Consider the following 22,025-nt stretch of genomic DNA (forward strand, 5'->3'; position numbering starts at 1 on the left):
CGGTTTCGTAAGCGATGGTCATACCATCAACGGGCAGCCGGGTCGGTTGCCGATGCCGATGGTGCTGCCGTTTTTATCCAGGCTGAACCGGCCCGTGGGCAGCGATGGGCAGCAGGGCATAAATCAGGATCACCATCGCGGCAAAAGTGAATAAGACGGTAATGGCGGCTCTGGCCTTGGACATTCCCAATCCGTTGATCATCCCGGTTCCGATCAGCCACCATTTCCACGGTTCGGTCAGAAAGAAAGACGAGGGAACCCAGGCGATGAGCAGCACCACGCCCGAACTGAGCGAGAATATGGAAAGAAGCTGTCCGAATGCATATCGCTGCCGCGCCGTTGTTGCAATGGCGAGATAGCAAGCCGTGCTTCCCAGGATCGCCATGCCGATGGCGTTGGCGAACAGGATCAGACCTGCCGTCAACGATGCGCTTTCCGGTGAGAGCAGCGCCCCTGTGGCGGCGAAGAAGATGCTCGATACCGTCAGGACAATCAGGGACTGGAGCGCTGTGACCTCTTGAAAAGTCGTGGCGAAAAAGCGGCTTGGACGTATCAGCAGGGCGGTCAAGGTGTCGATATAAAATGTGGGCCTGCGTGGATTCATTTAAATAATTCCTGATTTATAGAGAATGCCAACGGCCAGCATGATCATGGTAAGGATGAAATAAAAACGCCGCTCCGCTTCCCGGGTAAACCACACCCGCCCATCCTGTCTCATCAGCAGCGGTTGTTTTTTCGTGGTGATTTCATTTTTGCTATGCATGGATCACTCCCTTTCATTTTAGAATCCCGGGAGACCGCCGAATCCCCTGAAGACCCAGTACACGCCGGTCAGGAGCAAAAGGACGATGTTGGCGATAAACCACATGGGCAGACCCACCCTCAGGTAGTCCTTGGGCTCCAGGTAGCCGCTGGCGTATACGATGGCATTGGGCGGCGTGCCGATGATCAGGCAGTAGGCAAAAGATGAGGCCGCAGCGGTGCCCATGGCCATGAAGGGCAAAAAGGTGGTGCCCGGATGGACCAGACCGGCCATGTTCAGGGCAATGGGACCCACAGCCGCGGCGGCCGGGCCATCGGCCATGAGGTTGGTCAAGATGGCGGTCAGGCCGTTGCTGGTGGCCATCAGCGGCAACCCGGCATCCATGCCCAGGGGGGCCAGGCCATCGATGGCGGTCCGGGCCAGCCAGTAGGCGGCACCGGTACTGTCCAGGGTGCGGCCGAATATGATGGCCCCCGCATAGAGCCATACCACACCCCAGTCCACCTTTTCCTGGTAATCGCGCCAGTTGACCACCCCGGTCAACAGATAGGCCACCGCACCGGCCACGGCAATCACCCCGATGCCCAGGCGTACCGGGTAGATGCCCATGTTGTAGAACTCTTTTTCGGTGAACCAGCCGAACACCATGACCAGGAAGATGATCAGGGCTGTGATCTGTTTGCGGTTCCACCCGCCCATGCGGCTGATTTCGCTTTGCAGATGGTTCATGGCAGGCTCAAGCGAGGTGATGGTGGGCTTGAAGCGCCAGTTGACCATCACCCAGGTCACCGGAATCATCACGACGAGGAAGGGAAAGCAGTAGGTGATCCACTGGAAATAGCCGATGTCCATGCCGAACATGTCCGCCAGGTAGGTCATCATGATCACGTTGCGGGCACCGCCCGACGGCGCGCCGGGACCGCCGACGTTGCAGGCCATGGCGATGGCGATCATCAGCATCTTGCCCAGTTCGGGATCCTCGGGGACCTCCTTGGTCAGGCTGTTCTGGTAGAGCAGCATGCCGATGGGCAGGAACATGGCCGCCAGGGCGTGATCGGAAATAAAGGCCGCCAGCGGGGTAATGATCACAAAAAAGATCAGGGTGATCCAGCGCACGTTGGGAACGGCCAGTTTTTTGAACATCATCAGGCAGACGCGCTTGTCCACGCCGGTTTTGACGAAGGCGGCGGCGAACATGAGGCTGCCCATAATGAACCAGCAGGCGTCATCCCAGTAGAGCATGGCCACTTCCTTGCGCGAGGTGACGCCGGTGAAAACCAGGATCAGGCCGATGCAAAAGGCTACCCCGGGAAGCGGGATGCATTCGGTCAGAAAACACAGCACCACAAAGGCCCCCATGGCAATCGAGACCTTGATGAACCAGGCACCGTTATTCGCATCGGCGAGATCTTTCCCGGACAGGTTCTCGTATTTCAGCCCGTCTTTGCGAAGCGTCATGGAGGCTTGCATCAATGAGAGGTAGCTTTCATCGGTGGTCTGGCTTTCGATATAGGCATGGGCCTTTTCGAAGTTGCTTTTATCGGCTTTTATTTTGTTTTGTTTGCACCATTTCATGTCCCGTTTGAGATAACGACCGCGGGTCAGGGCGCCCATGTTCATGTTCTTTTCCATGATCTGGGCGGTGAGCAATTGCCACTGCTGGGCATCGGAAGCCGTGGTATCGAACAGTTTTTGAGTAATGTGCCCGATAACCACCTTCGGGCCGATGCGGTATTCGGTGCCCACGTCCTTCATGCCGTATGGGGTGGGCATCAGCAGCAGTACAAAGAAAAGCACGACCGGAATACTGAACATCTTCCAGTCCACATATTTGTCGTAGCCGGTAACTTTTTTCTCTTTTTTTGCCATTTCAACAACCTTTGCTGATTTGAAGTCCTCCCGCCGGATCAACGATCAGACACGGGACGATGTACCCCATAGTTGCATAACAACATGGAAAAATCATTGTACCTGTTTGAAAACATGGACAAATCAAAACAACAGCCATGCATTATAGGAATGCACCGGATGTGATTCGCTGGAAAAACAATGATTTTCTCATGTTGTTCCCCTTACGGGAAAGCCGGAGCAATCCAGATCCGGTGTTGCCAAGGGATTGCAGTAGATTACTACGGCGGCACCCTTGGCGCCTTGGCTCTGAATCGCTCCGGCTTTTGCAACGTTGGGGTATATCCATTTTGAAGTCAGGCCCTTTCAATAATCTCTCTGGGGGATTTCATCAGGTTGCGCATTCGGGCCACCCGGATCCTGTCTTCGATGTCCGCCCGCCGTTTGAATGCATCGGTCGCTTTGGCCACGATTTCTTCAAGGTCGGCCGGCTTCATCAGGTAGTCCACGGCCCCGGACTTCATACCTTCGACGGCCGAATCCACCGTGGCATGACCGGTCAGCATGATTACTTCTACCATGGGGAACCGCCGCTTGATTTCTCGCAGGGTGGCAACCCCGTCCATGCCAGGCATCTTGACGTCGAGTATCACGACATGCACCCGGTTGGTGCGCAGAAGCTCCAACGCGTCGGCGCCGCTGGTCGCGGTCAGCACGTCGTAATCCTTTTTCTCCAGAAGTTTGCGGGTGGTCGAGAGAAACCGTTCTTCATCGTCCACCAGCATCATCTTCATTTTTTCCATGGTAGACCTCCTGTGGGGTAATATGTTCCTAAAAGGTTCAGGCCCTTATGACGAAAGCGACCTTTTTTCCTCGATTACCGGCAGCATGATGGAAAACTCGGTGCCCTGGTCCACGGTGCTGGACACTTCCATCTTGCCGTCCATCTGGCGAATAATGCCGTAGCATACGGACAGGCCGAGTCCCGTACCCTGGCCCACCGGTTTCGTCGTAAAGAAGGGTGTAAATACTTTTTTGATATTGTCCGGGGCGATGCCGGTGCCGTTGTCGCCGATTTCGATCATGGCTGTGCCGTTGTCTTCGGCGGACAGTTTCACCGAAATCGATCCTCCTTCGGTTCCATGTCGTTGAATGACGGCGTCCATGGCGTTGTTGAGAAGATTGAGCAGCACCTGCTGAAGGCGTGCGGCATCGGCGAGGACGTTGACCGGGGTGTCCGGCATACTGCGTTGCAGGCGAATGCCGTGGACCTCGGCTTTTTTCTGGACCATGCGAACGATTTCCGGAACGGCTGCCGTCAGGTCCATGGGGGCCGGCTTGGATTCGCCCTGGCGGCCGAATTTCAATATGGAGGCTGTAATGCGGGAGCAGCGCTCGATCTGGATCTTGATCTGATCGATGCTGTCGTTCATTTCTTCCACCGAGGCGTCGTTTCTTGATGAATCCGCCGCGGTCATTTCAGCCTGAAGTTCTCGGATCAGCGACAACTCGGCACTGATGATCTGCAGCGGATTGTTGATCTCGTGGGCGAAGCCGGCCGCCATTTCGCCAAGTTCCGCCAGGCGCGAGGCGCCGATCAACTGCTGGTTCAGCAATTCCTTTTCCGAGTCGGTGCGTTCCATTTTTCTGACGATGGCACCGGTCAGGGCAAAAGCGGCGATCACAATGCAGCAGCCGCCGACCAGAAAAATGAACAGGATCGGCATCTGGGCCGAACGAAGCGCCTGAAACGCATCGGTTTCCTCCTGGCGGACGACCAGCAGCCAGTTGCGGTCGTTCAACCAGGTGGTGGCGTAGAGAAACGCCTCGCTGCCCGGCTCGCGATGAATGAACGTGTGAATGGGGGTGCCATCGGGCACGGGGGGCAGCGTTTCGCGCGGGGTCTCCATCAGGTTCCCGCCGCTGCGCCGGTCGGTCTGCAACACGCCCTGGCGGTTCAACAGGTACGCCTCGCCGGTTTTGCCGATGCGAATCTGGCGGACCAGGGTATTGAAGCGTTGGGAGTCTACGGTGGCCCGGATTACCCAGGTCCGGCCCTTCTCCTGTTTGGAGACGGCGATCACAAAATGGGGGATGTTGCGGTAGCCCAAAAAGACGTCGCTGATGAACACCCCGTTTTCGATGGTTTTCTTGAACCACAAGGTGTCGGCGTACACCTTTCCGGAAAGGTCGTAGGGGCCGTGATAGGCACGGTGTACGCCAGCGTCGTCGAAAATTCCCAGATCCACGAAAGCGCTGGATGTCCGTTGCAGGTTGCCGAAAACCGTTGACAGGGTTTGCGGGGCGATCAATTCAAAAAAGGGAATGTTGCGGACGATCAGTTCAAGATCGTTTTTGCGTTCCTGCAGAAACGATTCGATCATTTGTCGATGGTCATCGGCAATTCGCTCCATGGCGGCAATGGTACTGTTGTGGATCGAACGCGAAAAAGAGTGATTGCCGACGCCCAGGGCCAGAAGAAAAGGAATCAGCGGTAAAATTATCATATTGGCCAGGACAAAGCGCCTGACGGTGCTGTAGGTCGATTTCTCCATTACGATCATCTCTTTATGAAAATTTATGCTTGAGTAGAGCAATGTGGATGCCAAGCTTTTCATGGAGGGGAAATTTGTGAAAAAGCCTGCAAAACAGGAGGGTAAGCGCGCTGCCGGCGGTTGCCGGCGTTTGGAAGGTTGTCCGTAAATTTTACAGCATGTAAAAAGGCGTTAAAGCAGCCGACGGATGGTTTCCTTGAGGACTTCGACGCTGTGGCCGTTTTTTTCGATGTGAACCGCATTGGCCCCGTCGAAACCGGAAAGATCCTCGGCTCCGCGGATGCAGTGCAGGACGACCGGGATCTGGGGGATGCGGTCGATAATTTTGTGGGCCAGCTCGACGGCATCCATATAGGGGAAATCCGGGTCCAGAATCAGCAGGTCGATACGGTTGTCGCTGTAGATGATTTTCAGCAGATCCCTGGCGTTGTTCACCGAGTGGACCCGGTGGCCGTTGGCGGCAAGTTCGCGTCGGAGAAATTCCCTGATGCGAGGATTTCGATCGGCGATAAGGATTCTATTTGCGGTTCCCATGGTCAATTTTTCGTTCGTTCCGCAAGCCCCGCCACAAGCGGCGAGACTTGCGAAAGTTTTGCAACAAGATATTGCGGCTATTCGACCGTTGTGTTCACCGTGTCCGTGATGCCGCTGGAAACCACCATGCCGTTTTCAACAATAAAGAAACGATAGGCAAAGGCCGCATCCGAAGGGACCTGGAGCCGGTAGATGCGTTTTTCCAGCCCCTTTTCCGATTTTCGGACGAACACCGGCCGTCCCCAGACGGTTTCCACCGCTTCGAGCGTCATGGGGTGCGCGGCATAATACCGGTGGCTGAGTTCGTTGATTTCAATGTCGTGGAAGACTGGATCCGTCTCCATGCCGCAGCTCTCTTCCGGCGCAAGATAGCTGGCGACGACCCGGTCATCCCTGACGACGAACTTGCGGTACCTGAAATCCGCGTAAGGGGTATCTATGGCGTATACGCGATACTGGTTTCCGTCCTCGGCGTCCTCAACACAGATCGGGGCGCCCCAGGTCTGGTCCAGGTGGGCGATGGTGGTGGGATGGCGCTCGTAAAAGGCCTTGCTCAGGTCGCTGGGCGCAAAGGCGACGGTTTCGGTGGCTTTCTCGTGGGCAGACACCGGGCCGGTATCGGTAATGCCGCTGGCCAGCACCCTACCGTTTTTGAAAAGAAAATAGCGGTATTTCAGATCCGTGTAAGGCGTTTGGACGGGGTAGGTGCGCTTCTCGATGCCGTTTTCCAGGGTGACGACGTTCACCGGTTGGCCCCACACCTGTTCAACGGACTGCAGGTCCCGGGGGTGATGCGTGTAAAACGACCGGCTCAACGAATCCGAGCAGCCGAACAGTGCTAACAAGAGACAACTTCCCATGACGATTCTCGCTGCGATCTGCTTTTTTTTCATTTTGTGTCCTCATCGTTTGGGGTGACTAATAAATGGACCCAGAATTAAAAGCTGTCAGGCCCCGACTGCGACATGTCCAGGGTCAAGTCGAATTCACCGGCCTGTTCTGCGCGTTTAATGGTGAACCCCAGTTTTTTCCCCAGTGTCAGCATGTTTCGGTTTTCGGCCAGCACCGTTCCCCATATCTTGCCGAATCCGCGTTCTTTAGCGATTTTCAGACAATTGCGCAGCAGGTGGGCGCCGATTCCCCGACCTTGCCAGAGATCGCCCACCAGAACGGCAAATTCGGCATCCTTGAGGTTGTGCTGCAACATGACGCGGGCAGCGCCCAGCATTTTCTCCGATGGACCGGATTCCAAAATTGCCACCAGGGCGATTTCGCGGTCGTAGTCGATCTGCGTGAAACGGGCCAGCATGGCATGGGATAGCTGCTTCATGGGAGAAAAAAAGCGGTAGTAGACGGTTTGGGGCGAAAGGGTGTCGAATAACTGTGCCAGCAGCGGCGCATCCTCGGGGCGGATGGGCCGAATCGACAGATCGCCTGCCTCGGGCAGATGCAACCGGGATTCGTACTGGGACGGATAGGGACTGATGCAAAGGTGCATGGGAGCCTCGCAAAGGGACTGCTCCAGCAACACACGGGCATCCAATACCACCGGGTGTCCATGGCGAATGGCCACGGGATGGATGTCCAGCTCGGCGATTTGCGGAAAATCGGTCACCAGTTGGGCCAGTCGGATGAGAATTTCCTCCAGCTTCTCCCGGTCGGCCGGCGGCTGGTCGCAATAGCCCTCAATCAAGCGGTTTGCGCTGGTGGCTTCCATGAGCCGTGAAGCCAGCAATCGATTGAGCGGGGGCAGGGCGATGGCGCGGTCTTTGATCAGATCGCCCAAAACGCCCCCCATACCGAAAAAGATCACCGGGCCAAAGCCCGGATGCTTTCTGACCCCGACGGTCAAAACGGTTTCGTCGGCCGATGCCGCCGCAGCGGTCGGGACAATCGAAATGCCGTAAGCTTCGAGAAGGGCTTTGGATTGCATTTGGTCGAGCAAACCCGGCAGGGCTGCTATCCCCTCGTCGATCATCCGTCCGGCCGCGGTGCGATCCACGACGATCCGCCGGGACAGACGCGCAGGGATCTGCTGCAGCATCTCGATGCCGCGGGAATGGCGGTGCAGGTTCATGAAGGCCCGCACGGCCCGCTCCGGGGTGTCGAAGGTAGGCAGGCCGGCGTCATTGAGGATTTGTCTGCCCGCCTGGACATCGCTGCCGCCCATCCAGCAGGCCAGTACCGGAAGGGCGGTTTGGCCAAGCCGCTCGACCAGTGTTCGGGCAACGGCTTCGGCATCTGTCAGGACCCGGGGGGCCAGCATGATCAACAGGGCCTGGATGGCTTTAGCCCGGCATAGAATCGATGCGGCGGCGGCATACTGCTCGGGGGTGGCGTCGGCCATAATGTTGACCGGATTGCCGCGGTTCCAGCTCTCGGGAAGTACCGCATCCAGGGCGTCCAGGGTTTCCGGTGCCAAATCTGCCGGCTGCATGCCGACATCGGCAAGGGCATCGACGGCCATGACGCCCGGACCGCCGGTATTGGTCAGAATCGCCAGTCCCGGTCCGCGATAGCGGCCCTTGCGGGAAAGGATCTGGGCCGTGTCAAAGAGTTCTTCGAAGGTTTTGACCCGCACGATACCGGCCCGCTGAAAGGCGGCATCGTAGACGCCATCTTCTCCTTTGATGGCACCGTTGGAATATGCCTCCGAAAGTACTCGGGTGTTTGTCCTTCCTGTTTTGAGGACGATGATGGGTTTGATCCGGCTTACCGCCCGGGCCGCGCTCATGAAATGTCTGTGGCGGGTCAATGTTTCCATATGCATGAGGATGCCGGATGCCCCGGCTTCGGCGCCGAGATAGTCGATGATGTCTCCGAAATCGACATCCAGCGTGGACCCCAGGCCGATAAAGTGGCTGAACCCGATCTTTTCTTTTTTGGAATAATCCAGGATGGCCGAGCAGATGCCGCGGCTTTGCGAGACAAAGGCCAGTTTTCCGAAAAGGGGCATCCCGGGGGCCAGACTGGCATTGAGTTTGGATGCAGCGCACATGATGCCCAGTCCGTGCGGACCGATGATTCTCACTTTGCCGTCCGCAGCCGCATTCAGGATTTCTGTCTCCAACTGGCGGCCGGCCGGGCCGGTTTGCCTGCAGCCGGCCGAAATGATGACCGCTCCGGAAGCGCCGATCTTGGCGCAATCGGCGATAACGGACGGTACCGTCTTCATGGGGCCGGCCACCACGACCAGGTCCACTGGTGTTTCGATATGCCGCAGATCGGCATAGGTGCTGTGCCCCATGATCGACGATTGTCCGGCATTGACCGCAAAGACCGGTCCGCTGAATCCGGATGCACTCAAATTGTGCAGCACGGCCCTGCCCAGGGAACTCGATTTCTCCTGAGCACCCGTGACAGCGATGGCTTTGGGGTGAAACAGGCTGTCGATGCGGCCAATACTCATGATGCGATTTAGGTTACGATCCAGACGGTATCCAGCCGTCCCGCATGGACGACCTTGTTGCTCACGCGGCCCATGAAAAAATCCTTGACCCGGGACAGCCCCCGTCGGCCCACCACGATGGTGCCCCAGTGGCCTTTTTCCGCGTGGGTGACGATTGCCCCGGCGCGGCTGATGGCCCCGGTGACGGCCTTGGCGGAAATGTTTTCTTTCGGAAACCCCGCTGCCGTGAGGATACCGGTGGCCTCCTTGAAAATGTGGTCGGTGGAAAGGCTTTGGCCGTTGAGCGATATCCCATCCGAACCGCCGCGCACGACAACCATCAGCCGTACCTGGTAATCCTTCAGATGTCCGATCGTGTCGGCCACGAACCGGACCGCGCGGGTGGCGCAGGGCGAACCGTCCACGGCGACCAGTATCTTTTTATTGACCGGCTTTTTGCCGGCGACCAAGATGGGAATGAAGTTGAGTTTTTCCATCAGCTTGTTGGTGACACTGCCCACGACGACGTTTTTCAGGGCGGTGGCCCCCCGGCGCCGGATCAGCACGGCATCATAGCCTTTCTGGGCCTCGGTGATGATGTCCCGGGCAATTCCTTTTTTGCGGTCACGAATCTTGATATCCAGCGCCGTTTCAGCGTGCCCGGCTTCGATCAACATCTGACGGGCGTTTTCCATGTATTCGCGTATCACTTTTTTCTGATTGACTTCCCAGCTGCGCACCTGACGGACGACCTTCACGCTTTTGGGCTCTTTTTCAAGATCGTAATAAGCTTCCGGGATGGCGTTGAATACGTGCAGAAGAACAATTCTCATCCCTTTGAAGGCCTGCTCTTCGCCGGCATAGCGCACGGTCTGCAGGGAACGCTCGGAACCGTCCAGGGCCAGCAGCAAGCGTTTGGATTTAGTGGGCATCGATTTCCTCCTTTGATAGATTGATGCTTTCTCTCAATGGTCGTCGAACAGAACACGTTTGTTTTCCCGGTGATCGACCATGTAGCGCAGCTTGGCCTTCTCTTTCATGATGGCGATCAGTTCGTCGATGCGGTCGCGGGAAATGTCGGTAAACCTCAGGTAGACGTTGCGATATCCATCAGGCGCCCGTTCGTAGGTGGAGAGGATGCTGGCCATCCGGCCGCCGAATTGCCGGATGATGCTGACGATTTCCATGATCGAGCCGGGTGTGTCTTCCAGAACCAGGGCCAGGTGAAAGCCCCTTTTTTTCAGACCGGTGATGTACAAAGTGGCTTTGAACAGGTCCGTCTGGGTGATGATTCCGCACAGTCGAGCGTCGTCGTCCACCACGGGAGCACCGGAAATTTTGTGGGACAGCAGAGTGTCGGCGGCCTCTTCCACGGTCCAATCCCGATGCACCGTAACCACCTCGCGCGTCATGATGTCAGCCACCTTGATCTTGGAGATGAGATAGAGAAGTTCGTGAACATCCAGGGTGGTTGCATCCGATGCGGAGGCTCGCTTTAAGTCGCGGTCACTGACGACGCCCTTCAGTTTTTCCTTCTCGTCCACCACCGGGAGCAGACGAATGTGTTTCTCCTTCATCAGGGCGATGGCCTGCTGCATGGAGTTCTTCGGCCCGATGTGAACCACCGGTTGGCTCATCCAGTATCTTACAAGCATGTTGTTTCTCCTTTTCATCGTCTGACGCAAACCGCCCGCAGACGAAAATCGATGCCCTTTACAATTGTTTTACGGCAGTTCGGCGAATGCCGCCGGGATGGTCAGCAATGGTATGGGAGAACGGCGATAGAGTTTGCGCGCCGTCGATCCGACCAGTGCGTCGGCCAGGTTGCCGCGGCCTTTGGTCCCTACGACCATCAACTGCGCCTTTTCCGTTTTCACGGTTTCCAGCAGTTCGCGGTAGGGGACGCCGGTACGCAGAAGGCTCCGGCATTTGACGCCCTCGGGGCAATTCGCTTCAACCAGGTCTTTCACCTGGGCGGTTCGGCTTTTTTCCTGATCTTCCAGGTAATCCGGAAAAGAAAAGCTTTCGTAGCCGATCATGGTGCGATGGACCATATCCAGGTCGCGCTGATTGATCACGTTGACGAGCACCAGCTCCGCATTGAGCTGTAGGGCCAGCCAGCCGCTGTAACGTACAATTCCGGGTGAAAATTCGGACAGGTCCACGGCTGCAATAATTTTGCGGGGTTGTGTCATAGCAAGCTCCTTTCTCCGGTTGATCGGTTTGCAGAACCTTTTGCCTTACCAACCAGTGAGCAATGGGCATGCCATTTTCAGAACAGTCGCTGGGTTGTTGAAAACATCATGAAAATAAAATGTTATATGAGATTTGGGAAGAGTCGGTAAAAAGGAGGCTCAGTGAGGATGTCGGGCTTTTTGTCAGATTGTAAAAGGAGCGGTAGTCACTGGACGCACCGTCCGATGGAGCCGCGACCGCATTTTTTACCGTTGGTCCATACGGCCCCGGCCAGATAGGCATTTTCGAGGTTTGCGCCCTTCAGTCGGGCGCCGATGAGGTTAGCCTGCTCCAGGTTGGCGCCGGTCAGGTCGGCGGCCGTCAGATCGGCCATCTTGAGGTTGGCCCCGGCCAGGTCGGCCCCGGCCAACCGGGCGCCTTTCAGGTTGGCTCCGTGGAGTACGGCCTGCCGAAGATCCGCTTTTTCCAGACAGGTGTGTTCAAGAACGGCTCCGGTCAACAGGCTTTTTCTCAGATACGCTCCTGAAAAATCGGCGTTCGCAAAATCCGCTTCGGTGAGATCCGCCTCGTTCAACAGGCTTTTTTGGAAGACGGCCTTGCGGGCCACGGCCCGGGTCAGGTTGGCCCGCATCAGGTTGGCCTGGTTGAGGTTGGCGCGGGAGAGGGCGGCTCGCGTCAGGTCGGCGCTCTCTAAAAAAGCGCCGGACAATGCCGAGGAATCGAGGGTTGCGGCTCTCAGGTTGCAGCCGGGGCAGTGGCCCGATTCCATCAGTCTGGCCGTATCGGGCGTAAGGCACCTGCCGACGGACGACGATCCGCAAGTTTGGCCGTTGACCCAGGTGGCCCCATCCAGCACCGCTTTGTCGAAGCATGCGTAGCGTGGATCGGCGTTGACCAGAATTGCATTTTTCAACATGACGCCGGTCAGATCGGCGTCCCGGAAAATCGCTCCGGTAAAATCAGCCCCGGTGAGATCCAGTCCTTTAAGGTCCGTGCCGGTCAGATCGCACAGGCGGCAGCCGCGGCCGGCCGTCAACTGCTGGCGGATGCCGACCGGTGCCAACCATCGTCCCATCAGGCCGTAAAATGCCAGCAGCAGTAGTGCCGCACCGAGGACCAGTATGGCTTTCTTAAGACGACGTTTACTCATTCATCTTCATCCGCCTTCCGGGATGGTGACTTAATGGTCAGCGGCAGACGAATCGTAAAAACCGTTCCCCGGCCCGGCGATGAATCCACCGACAGCCTTCCGGCGTGGTTTTCCGTGATAATGAAATAGGCAATGGAGAGCCCCAGCCCGGTGCCCGATCCGGTGGGCTTGGTCGTGTAGAACGGCTCGAAAATCCTCTTGCGGACCGTTTCCGGCATGCCGGGACCGTTGTCCGCGATGATGATGCGGGCCCATTCGTCATTGTGATCGAGCGTCAACCGAAACTTCGGCTTCAGGGATACAGCCCCCTGTTCCCACATGGCCTGGGCCCCGTTTTTAAGGATGTTGAACACCACCTGCTGGATCTGCCCGGCATCGCAGGAGACCGGGGCCATTCCGTCGAGGTAGCTGCGTTCGATTTGAATTTTCTGGAAATCCCGCTGCCCGCTGAGCTGAAAATCGTTTTTTGCCAGATCAATGGTCTGGTCGAGCAGGGACGCCAGGTCGTGTTCGGACAGAACCGTGTCGCTTTTTCGTGCGAAGTTCAACATGTTGCGAACGATGACGGCGGCCCGCTGGCAGGACTGGTCGACGGCTTCGATTTTATCCACGATCTTGCGTCTTCTCATGTAGTCCCACAGCCCCTCGAGGCGGATTCCGGACGCCTTGGCCGCCTGTTTATTGTCCGGCGAGTCGCTGAGCATGCGCATGCGCATCACCTGGATACTGGCCAGGATGCCCGCCAGGGGGTTGTTGATTTCATGGGCCATGCCTGCCGCAAGACCGCCCAGGGAGATCATTTTCTCGCTTTGCATCAGATACTCCTGGGTTTTTTTGCGCTCGGCGATATCCCGCAAAATACCCACTGCGTGCCATTGCCCGTCCAGCAGCAGTGGAGACAGGGACAGCTCGGCGGGGAAGATGCTGCCGTTTTTGTGGCGACAGTCGATTTCTATGGTTTTGCCCATCAACGCACCTTCTCCGCTTTGCTGGAAAACGGCGAAGGCCTCCCGATAGTCGGACAGGGTCGATTCCGGAGCCAATGTCCCATGAAGATCGTTGCCCATGACCTCTTCGGCCCGGTATCCGAATATTTTTTCCGCAGCGCGGTTCCAGAAAGAGATGCGGCCATCGGGATCGATCATGATGATGGCATCCAGTGCGCTGGCGCTGATGCTGCGAAATTTCTCTTCGCTTTCGCGAAGGGCGGCCTCATTGTGTTTCTGTTCGGTGATGTCCTGGAGAACGATCAGCCACCCACTGGGTTTTTTCCCGCTGCTGTAAAGGGCTGATTGGCGAAGCTGCCAGAATCCGGTCGTGGTTTCTTTCGGGAGGGTCAGCGAAACGTCTTTCAGATCGTTGTCCCGGCTTTGTTCTACACGGACGTACAGTTCGGGGAAAAAGACCGGCAGATACTGGCCGATGGGTGCGGTAGCACCGTCCGGTAAAAGCCTGCGGGCGGCGGTGTTCAGGTCGATGATGCGGTTGCGCATGTCCAGGACGATGACGGCGTCCTGCATGCTTTCGATGACGATATCCCTGGCGATGGGAATCAGTTCCAGCATCTGGTGGCGAACGGTCCCCCAGAAGAAAGCCAGACCGCTGACAGTAAAGGCCACCGGTGTAAGATCGATGTGGCGCAGGGGCTCGAAGCCAGCCAGGTAAACGATATTGCTCACCCAGGGGGCCATCACCCCGATTAAGATGACCCAGAAATGCCTGCTCTTGGTTTGGCGGGCAAAAAGATAGCTGTGGAAAACGGAAACCGTTCCCGCCAGCACCAGGCCGTAGGAATAGGCCACGAAAATCCAGAAACCGATGCCGCGTTGGTAGACCAAGGCCGTTACCGGCCCGGAATGGTCGATCCACACCTGGGACCACATCAACTGGTGATAGGGGTTGGTAAAAACGGCAAGGATGGTCAGGGCAGGTAAAATCAGGATCGTTCCTCCCCGGGCACCCTTGAGCCACGCCCCTTTCCCGATGAGGGCCATGGTAAATTGAAAATAAAGCACCCCCACCCAGGCAGCGCCCAGATATTCCACGCGGACCCAGAACAGTTTGGCTTCCAGTCCGGTGCTTTTAAATTCCAGGCCATAGGAAAACGACCAGAAAGCTACCGAAGCCATCAAGAGCAGCAGGGCCCTGGCGCTGAGGGCACTCCAGCGTGGAACCAGGTAAATCGCCAGGGCGGCCGAAATGGCTGCGGCGGCAAAGTCCTGTAAGATGTAAAGGCTATGCAGGTCGATAGCAGGCAAATTCGGGTTCCTTCGGATGGTCCGGCGGGCCTTGACCCGGTCAGGGCATTGGCATTCGCCGGTTACTGCTGTACTGAATCGGTCAACGGAACCGTCCGACGGCGAACGGCCGCGGATCGAAAAGCGGACTTCGGCCCAGGACCAGGTCGGTGATCAGACGGCCGGTTCCCGGAGCCATCGTAACGCCCAGCATGCCATGGCCGGTGGCAAGGAGCAGGTTGTCCCAACCCGGTGTGCGGCCGATGATGGGCAGATCGTCGCAGCACATGGGCCGCAGCCCCGCCCAGCGTTCTTCCACCCGGCGGCCTATCGGCGTTTGCAGATAAAAGGCCGCAGCGGATTCTAAATGGTTCAGCCGTCGCTGGGTCAAGTCGGTGCCGAATCCGGAGAACTCCATGGTGCCGCCCAAACGAAGACCGTTTTTCCAGGGAGTGACGACGACGTTGCGTTCGTAAAGGTAACAGGGCATTTCAGGGCAGGCGGACGGCCTTTCCATGGTGATGCTGTAACCCTTTCCGGGCTGTACGGGGATGCGCAGATCGAACTGGCGGGCGATGGCCGCTGTCCAGGCGCCAGTGGCCAGGACGAACTGATCCGCGGAAAACGATCCGGTCGAGGTTCGCGCACGCCGTACGATACCGTTGCGGGTTTCGAAGCTTTTCACCCGGCAGTTTTCCTCGATCGTCACGCCCGAATTTCGGACGGCGCGGCTCCATGCTTCCACCAGGGCTTCCGGACGCAGGTGGCTGTCCGTAGTATGGTGCCAGCCGCCGCAAATCCGGTGGCTCAATGCCGGTTCCAACTGCCGGACGCTGTTGCGGTCATGGTATGTCGGGGCAAATCCGAAAGGTTCCAGCATGCGGCTGGTTTCTGCGTACCCCTCCAGGTATTTCGGATCGGTAAAGGCCATAATCACGCCGCGCCGGTCATGGTCGCAGTCCAGTTTTTCCTCTACCAGCAATTCGTCTAACAATTCCATGGATGTCCGCAAAATGGCATCCTTGGCGCGCATGGCATGGCTGCGCTGGCTGGCCGTACAGTTGGCAGCAAACCGGAGCAGCCAGAAGGCCAGGGAAGGATCCGGGCGCGGTTTGATATACAGGGGCGAGGTGCCCCTCAAAAGGCGTATCATTTCATGGCTTATGGCGCCGGGGACGCATAGCGGTACAAGATCGCTGAAAAAGAGGATGCCGCAGTTGCCGTGGGAAGCGCCGGACCCCACGCTTTCCTCCTCGACGATGCGGACCGATTTCCCGGCGCGGGCCAGATACCAGGCGCAGGCCAGACCGATAACCCCGCCTCCTACGACCAGAACATCGCTGTGGCCGTTGTTTTCATGATTCACGACGAGCGTTTCCTTCCCTGTCGATAGTGGTTCTTCATCGTTTATGTATAGCGAAACCGGGTGGAAATTGAAACAGGTTATATGGATTGCGTCGAATTGCGCTTTGAAAACGGACACGCATATTTTCTTTTGTGAAGAAAGGGGAAATTCTGAAATAGAAGAAAGTAACTAAGTAAGAATAGATCCTTTCCCGAAGATCATGATCGATAAGTGGCTGATCGGAAAATGACACCCGATGAAAGCTTGCGCCGGTAATGCCTTAACAGCAGAAGGGCTGCGCGTCGCATCTCCGGGCAAATGAAGTTGCCTGGTATTGGAAATTTGGGGTTGACACTGTGGCTTTGTTCTGTTTAAAATTTGTACTGACCAGTCAGTTTAAAGAATAGATCCTTCCTTTTTCCTTCTAAGGAGTCGCCCATGACCGCAACTGCCCATGCCATTTCCCGATGGCCGGATGTACCCGTGATCATGCAACAGCTGCGAGAACTGGTGAGCCAGCCCATGCGCCCGCTTCGCCGCGATAAAATGAAGGCGGTCCTCGACCACTTCGATACGCGCTGCGCCGGTTCCAAAGCCCTTAACGAGGAGGCCAAAACCTGCATTCCCGGCGGGGTTCAGCACAATCTGGCATTCAACTACCCCTTCCCCCTGGCCATGACCCGGGCCGATGGACCCTACCTGTGGGATGTGGACGGCAACCGTTACATCGACTTTCTCCAGGCCGGCGGCCCGACAGTGCTGGGCAGCAACTACCTGCCGGTCCAGGAAAAGGTGATTGACCTGATCAGAGAGTGCGGCCCAGTGACCGGTCTCTTTCACGAATACGAGATGAAGCTAGCAAAGCTTATCCATCGACACATGCCGGCCGTGGAGCTGTTTCGCATGCTGGGCTCGGGAACCGAAGGGGTGATGGCCGCCATCCGGGCCGCACGGTGCTTTACCGGTAAGGAAAAGGTGATCAAAGTCGGCGGGGCCTATCACGGTTGGAGCGACCAGATGGTTTACGGGCTGCACATCCCCGGCACCGGTTCCTTCGAGGCCCACGGCATTCCCAAAGGTTGCCTGGTTGCAACCCAGGAGGTCCATCCCAATGACATTGAAGCGCTGGAAACCCTGCTGACGGAAAATCAGAAACAGGATGGTACGGCCGCGGTCATCGTGGAGCCGCTGGGACCGGAGAGCGCCACCCGGCCGGTGCTGAGCGACTACAACCGACAGGTGCGGGAGCTGTGCGACCACTTCGGCGCCCTGCTGATTTTCGATGAGGTCGTCACCGGTTTTCGGGTGGGGCTGGGCGGCGCCCAGGGCTATTTTGACGTGCGCCCGGATCTTACCATCTTCGGAAAGTGCGTGGCCGGTGGATATCCGGCGGCCGGCGGCCTGGGAGGGCGCCGGGACGTGATGGCGACCCTGGCCGCTGGGCTCGAATCGGGCAAGCCCCGGGCCTATGTCGGTGGGACCCTGGCGGCCAATCCCCTGAGCTGCGCCGCGGGCTATTACGCCATCAAGGCCATCGAGGAGACCGAAGCCCATGTCAAGGCCGGTAAGGCCGGCGACCGTCTCAGTCAGGGACTCGCGCGTCTGATCGAGGCCTACAACCTGCCGTACGTCGTTTTCAACATCGGTTCCATCTGTCACCTGCAGACCTCCGGAGTCATGCTGTTGGAGGTGACCGACCCCAATATTTTCACCGAGATCGGTCCGCGCAAGCAGATGATGGAGGAGATGGGGGCCGCTTTTTCAGCCGAGGGAATCATCACCCTGGCCGGCAGCCGCCTGTATACCTCCATGGCCGATACCGACGATGTGATTGACGACGCTCTGGCAGCTTTCGAACGTGTTTTTAAACAGGTTGAGGGTGTTTGACGAAGCAGGAACTCCCATGGACAACGCCATGCCGTTTCCCCGATATATCATGGCCCACGACGTGGGCACCACCGGAAGCAAGACCTGCCTGTACCGGATCGATGACCGCCTGGAACAGGTGGATGCCTGCCTGGCGGAATATCCCCTGACCATGACCGCCGGAGGCGGGGCGGAACAGGTCGCCGACGACTGGTGGACGGCCGTTTGTCAGTCCAGCAGGCGTATTCTGGCCAATAGCGGCATACCGGCCGAAAGCGTCGCCGGCATCGCTTTCTGCTGCCAGATGCAGGGCTCGGTCTTGGTGGACCGGATGGGAAAGGCCCTTCGTAATCCAATGATTTATATGGACGGAAGGGCCGTGGCCCAGCACCGCAAGAACCTGTGCCACGGTCTGTTTCGCATCGGCGGCTGGAATGGGTTCAAAGTTCTACGGTCGCTTTGGGTCACCGGCGGATTGGCCGCGACCCCCAAGGACCCGTTGTGGAAGTATCACTGGGTGCGCGACAACGAACCGGACCTCTTCCGGCAGGTTCACAAGTGGCTGGATGTGAAAGACTACCTGATCCACCGCGCCACCGGTCGGTTTGCCATGACGGCCGATTCGGCCAACCTGACCTTTGTCTACGACACCCGCAAGGGTCGTCAGGGCTGGCACGCAGGGCTGTGCCACACCTTCGATGTGGATATGCAGCATCTGCCCGAAGTGGTTCATGCCGCCGCAGTGGTGGGCGGGTTGGCCCGAACGGCCGCCGACCGGATGGGGCTGGCCGAAGGCACGCCGGTTGTGGGGGGCGGCGGGGATGTGACCCTGACCGCCATCGGTGCCGGTTGCACCGATCCCTATGACACCCACATCTACGTGGGCACATCGGGATGGGTGGCCGCCAATGTGGAAAAGCGCATGGTGGATATCGGCAACTTCATTGCCGCGATTTGCGGGGCCATACCCGACCGCTACAATTATGTCGCCGAGCAGGAGACCTCCGGCGCCTGCCTGCAGTGGGTGCGCGACCATCTGGCCCGGGACGAGATCGGCGTCTATCTCAAGGAAAAAGCCGGGAAGACGGACGCCCGGGAGGAGATCGATCACCTTTACGAATTGCTCAATCAGATCGCGGCCGAGACCCCGGCAGGGTCGGGCGGGGTAATCTTCACCCCCTGGCTGCACGGCAACCGGGCGCCCCGGGAAGACGCCCATGCGCGTGGGATGTTTTTCAACCTCGGTCTGTCCACCGGCAAGCGCATGCTGGTCAGGGCCGTGATGGAAGGCGTGGCCTTCCACAAACGATGGATGCTGGAAGCCGTGGAAAAAAAGATTCCCCGCCGCGAAGCCATCCGGTTCGTGGGCGGCGGGGCCAAATCGGACGTCTGGTGCCAGATGATGGCGGACGTCACCGGCCGGCGCATCGAAACCGTCGACAATCCCCAGGATGTCGGGGCTGCCGGTGCAGCCCTGGTCTGTGCCGTGGGGCTGGGGATGCTGCCGTCTTTCGACCGGGTCAAACAGATGGTGCCGTCCCGGCGTACTTTTGCGCCGGAGCCGTTGAATCGGAAGGTGTACGACCGCCAGTACACGGTTTTCACCCGGCTGTATAAAAACAATCGCAAAGCGTTTGCTGCGCTCAACAAGCACTGAGGAGAGTATATGGATCTCTATCTACAGCCCCGCAAAGAAGTAATCGAATGTTGTCAATGGCTTTGCCGGCATGGCTACTTCGGCACCCTGCTCAGTGCCGGAGGCAATGTTTCCGTTCGCATCCCGAACGAACCGGCGCTGGTGATCACGCCATCGGGAAAACCATACATGGACCTGGTTCCCGAAGAAATCTGCGTGCTGGATTTCGACCTGAACCCCATTGCCGGAGATCTGGCGCCCTCCATCGAGACGGCCATGCATGTGGGCATCTACCGCACCCGCAAAGACGTTGGCGCCGTGGTTCACACCCACCAGGCGCACGCCAGTATCTTCGCCTTGATCAACCATCCCATCCCGGCCCTGTTCGACGAGGTGGCCCTGTCCATCGGGGAGACGGTGGACGTGGTGCCCTACGCCCTTTCCGGAACGCCCGAACTGGTGGAAAATGTCACCCGAACCGTGGCCAACGGATGCAACTGCTTCATCATGCAGAACCACGGCGCGCTCAACTTGGGGAAAAACCTGGAAAAGGCCTGGAAGAACGCCGAACTTCTCGAGAAAACCGCCCAGGTTTATTACCAGGCCCTGACCACCGGCAAACCGGTGACCACACTGCCCGAAGAGACGGTGGAACTGGTCCGGCAACTGCGAAAATAATGGAAAATTGTGGATATCGATGAAAGCCACGCAAAAAAAAATTCTCGCAGCGGCCATCGCGGTCTTTTCCCGGAAAGGGTTTCACCAGGCCACCATGGATGAAATTGCCGGTGCTGCCGGTGTGGCCAAGGGAACCCTGTACTACAATTACGATTCCAAGTCGGCCCTGTTTTCCGCGGCCATTACCGACGGCATCGATGAAATGATCGCCACGGTCCGTGCCGCCATGACCTCGGACCTTCCCTTTCACCAACATTTACGAAAACTGGTGGAACTCAACATCAATTTGTATTTAAAGCACAGCGACCTGACCCGCATTGTTTTCAATGAACTCACCAGCGGCATGGATCCCGGGGTTCTGGCCGAGATCGAGCAGGCCCGCCGGCGCTATGTGGCCTTTATGGCCGACCAGCTTCGCATCGGCCGCGACCAGGGCTACCTGCAGCCGGTGGACCTGGATCTGGCGGCCGTGGGACTCGTCGGTTTGGTGGAAAACCTGTGCGCCCATCACCTGAAAAACCCCCGCCAGGCCCCGCAAGAAAAGATCGTCGAGACGCTGTACACCTTGCTGAGTCGAGGCCTGTGCGAGTAAAAGGAGCCGGGAGATGAATCATCGTCACAAACGATTGGAAGAAGCTTCCGGCTACCGGTGGGTGGTACTCCTCGTCTTTTCGATCATCACGGTGGTCATCCAGATGCAATGGCTCACCTTCGCCCCCATTGCCAGGGAGGCCTGTCTTTTTTACCAGGCCACGCCGCTTCAGATCGACCTGCTATCTCTGGTGTTCATGCTCGCATTTCTGGTTGTCTGCATTCCGGCTTCCTTTGTGATCGATACCTACGGCATTCGCGTCGGCATCGGTACCGGTGCGCTGCTCACCGGCCTGTTTGGCGTGGCCAAAGGCATTTTCGCGACCGATTACACCCTGGTGCTGATCTGCCAGACCGGCCTGGCCGTTGCCCAACCGTTCATTATCAACGCCGCCACCAAGGTCGCCATGCGCTGGTTTCCTGCCAACGAACGTGCCACGGCCGTGGGCCTCGCAACGCTGTCCCAGTTCGTCGGTGTGCTCATCGTGATGATCGTGACTCCGCTTCTGATTCAGGTCGATGGAGAAGGCACAGCCGATCTTGCGTCCATGCTGCGGATCTACGGCGGTGTCGCTGCCGCGGCGACGGTGCTTTTGCTGCTCTTTTTACGCGAGCGGCCGTCCGGCGATCCGGGCCGTTCGTCCACGGAGGCGCCCTTCAGCTTCCTGCCGGGTCTCAAGCATATCCTTGCGCTTAAAGATATGCAGATCGTTCTTCTGGTTTTCATGGTGGGCCTCGGGGCCTTTAACGCCATCAGCACCTGCATCGATCAGATTTGCCAGCTCAAGGGCTTTTCCATCGAGCAGACCAGCATGGTGGGCGGCATCCTTCTTGCGGCCGGAATCCTCGGCGGCCTGACGCTGCCGCCGCTTTCCGACCGTTTGAAACGGCGCAAAGCTTTTTTGGTGCTGGCCATGGCGGGCATCGTTCCAGCCCTGATCGCCATGACTGTTGCCACCGGCTATCCACTGGTTCTTTTAAGTGCTTTTGTCTTTGGCTTCTTTCTGCTGGGCACCGGCGGTCCCATCGGCTTCCAATACAGCGCCGAGATCTGCAGACCTGCACCGGAGTCTACCTCCCAGGGCCTGATTTTACTAATGGGGCAGGTCTCCGGGATCTTGTTCGTGCTGGGCATGAATACCGTCGGCGTAGTCCCCCTGTTATGGCTTTTTGTGCTCCTGGCCTTCGCCAGTGTCGGACTTTGCGGTCGTCTGACCGAGTCCGAGATCGAGTAAGTG

General features: G+C 57.9%; 19 protein-coding genes. 5 read left to right on the forward strand and 14 right to left on the reverse strand.

The annotated features are described in order from the left end of the window. Window positions 1-73 precede the first annotated feature (73 nt). The 14 genes from GN111_RS32240 to GN111_RS32305 all read right to left on the reverse strand — a co-directional run bounded on the left by GN111_RS32240 (window position 74) and on the right by GN111_RS32305 (window position 16,037). A complete protein-coding gene (locus GN111_RS32240; protein ID WP_155307676.1) occupies window positions 74-604 on the reverse strand; it encodes a hypothetical protein in 531 nt (176 codons plus the stop codon). Further along, the gene (locus GN111_RS32245) at window positions 605-763 is read right to left on the reverse strand and encodes a hypothetical protein (protein ID WP_155307677.1); all 159 of its coding nucleotides are present in this window, start codon (window positions 761-763) and stop codon (window positions 605-607) included. An 18-nt stretch (window positions 764-781) separates the two neighbouring features. Further along, window positions 782-2,632 (reverse strand): SLC13 family permease, encoded by a 1,851-nt coding sequence (locus GN111_RS32250; RefSeq protein WP_155307678.1) that lies wholly within the window; start codon window positions 2,630-2,632, stop codon window positions 782-784. Between the two features lie 335 nt (window positions 2,633-2,967). Beyond that, the gene (locus GN111_RS32255) at window positions 2,968-3,414 is read right to left on the reverse strand and encodes a response regulator (protein ID WP_155307679.1); all 447 of its coding nucleotides are present in this window, start codon (window positions 3,412-3,414) and stop codon (window positions 2,968-2,970) included. Window positions 3,415-3,459: 45 nt separating this feature from the next. Then, window positions 3,460-5,166, reverse strand: coding sequence for a sensor histidine kinase (locus GN111_RS32260; RefSeq protein WP_155307680.1), 1,707 nt, complete (start codon window positions 5,164-5,166; stop codon window positions 3,460-3,462). A 171-nt stretch (window positions 5,167-5,337) separates the two neighbouring features. After that, complete coding sequence (locus GN111_RS32265) at window positions 5,338-5,700, reverse strand: response regulator (protein ID WP_155307681.1); 363 nt, start codon at window positions 5,698-5,700, stop codon at window positions 5,338-5,340. Window positions 5,701-5,777: 77 nt separating this feature from the next. Next, window positions 5,778-6,593, reverse strand: coding sequence for a hypothetical protein (locus GN111_RS32270; protein ID WP_155307682.1), 816 nt, complete (start codon window positions 6,591-6,593; stop codon window positions 5,778-5,780). 44 nt (window positions 6,594-6,637) lie between these two features. Then, a complete protein-coding gene (locus GN111_RS32275) occupies window positions 6,638-9,109 on the reverse strand; it encodes a bifunctional acetate--CoA ligase family protein/GNAT family N-acetyltransferase (RefSeq protein WP_155307683.1) in 2,472 nt (823 codons plus the stop codon). Between the two features lie 8 nt (window positions 9,110-9,117). Next, window positions 9,118-10,020, reverse strand: a complete 903-nt coding sequence (locus tag GN111_RS32280; protein ID WP_155307684.1) for a universal stress protein — start codon at window positions 10,018-10,020, stop codon at window positions 9,118-9,120. Window positions 10,021-10,053: 33 nt separating this feature from the next. Beyond that, window positions 10,054-10,743: a CBS and ACT domain-containing protein gene (locus GN111_RS32285; protein WP_155307685.1), complete on the reverse strand. Its 690-nt coding sequence runs from the start codon at window positions 10,741-10,743 to the stop codon at window positions 10,054-10,056. Window positions 10,744-10,812: 69 nt separating this feature from the next. Beyond that, a complete protein-coding gene (locus GN111_RS32290; RefSeq protein WP_155307686.1) occupies window positions 10,813-11,283 on the reverse strand; it encodes a universal stress protein in 471 nt (156 codons plus the stop codon). Window positions 11,284-11,489: 206 nt separating this feature from the next. Continuing rightward, a complete protein-coding gene (locus GN111_RS32295) occupies window positions 11,490-12,434 on the reverse strand; it encodes a pentapeptide repeat-containing protein (RefSeq protein ID WP_155307687.1) in 945 nt (314 codons plus the stop codon). Next, on the reverse strand, window positions 12,431-14,692 hold the full coding sequence (locus tag GN111_RS32300) for a histidine kinase N-terminal 7TM domain-containing protein (protein ID WP_155307688.1): 2,262 nt from the start codon (window positions 14,690-14,692) through the stop codon (window positions 12,431-12,433). Before GN111_RS32300 ends, GN111_RS32295 begins: the two co-directional genes overlap by 4 nt. A gap of 82 nt (window positions 14,693-14,774) precedes the next feature. Next, window positions 14,775-16,037: an NAD(P)/FAD-dependent oxidoreductase gene (locus tag GN111_RS32305; RefSeq protein ID WP_170302563.1), complete on the reverse strand. Its 1,263-nt coding sequence runs from the start codon at window positions 16,035-16,037 to the stop codon at window positions 14,775-14,777. Between the two features lie 417 nt (window positions 16,038-16,454). On the opposite strand from GN111_RS32305, the gene GN111_RS32310 reads away from it, so the two are divergent. Genes GN111_RS32310 through GN111_RS32330 form a run of 5 tightly spaced genes read left to right on the forward strand, consistent with a single transcriptional unit; the run spans window position 16,455 to window position 22,022 of the window. Beyond that, entirely contained in the window at window positions 16,455-17,903 is a 1,449-nt protein-coding gene (locus GN111_RS32310; protein WP_155307690.1) for an aspartate aminotransferase family protein, read from the forward strand. Between the two features lie 16 nt (window positions 17,904-17,919). Beyond that, window positions 17,920-19,539, forward strand: a complete 1,620-nt coding sequence (locus GN111_RS32315) for a xylulokinase (protein ID WP_197740466.1) — start codon at window positions 17,920-17,922, stop codon at window positions 19,537-19,539. A 9-nt stretch (window positions 19,540-19,548) separates the two neighbouring features. Continuing rightward, window positions 19,549-20,196 carry a class II aldolase/adducin family protein gene (locus GN111_RS32320; RefSeq protein ID WP_155307691.1) on the forward strand — a complete coding sequence of 216 codons (648 nt, stop codon included), beginning with the start codon at window positions 19,549-19,551 and terminating at the stop codon, window positions 20,194-20,196. 19 nt (window positions 20,197-20,215) lie between these two features. Continuing rightward, window positions 20,216-20,788, forward strand: a complete 573-nt coding sequence (locus GN111_RS32325; protein WP_155307692.1) for a TetR/AcrR family transcriptional regulator — start codon at window positions 20,216-20,218, stop codon at window positions 20,786-20,788. Between the two features lie 13 nt (window positions 20,789-20,801). Beyond that, on the forward strand, window positions 20,802-22,022 hold the full coding sequence (locus GN111_RS32330) for an MFS transporter (RefSeq protein ID WP_155307693.1): 1,221 nt from the start codon (window positions 20,802-20,804) through the stop codon (window positions 22,020-22,022). Window positions 22,023-22,025: the final 3 nt, after the last annotated feature.

It is taken from the genome of Desulfosarcina widdelii (assembly GCF_009688965.1).
Lineage (GTDB): Bacteria > Desulfobacterota > Desulfobacteria > Desulfobacterales > Desulfosarcinaceae > Desulfosarcina > Desulfosarcina widdelii.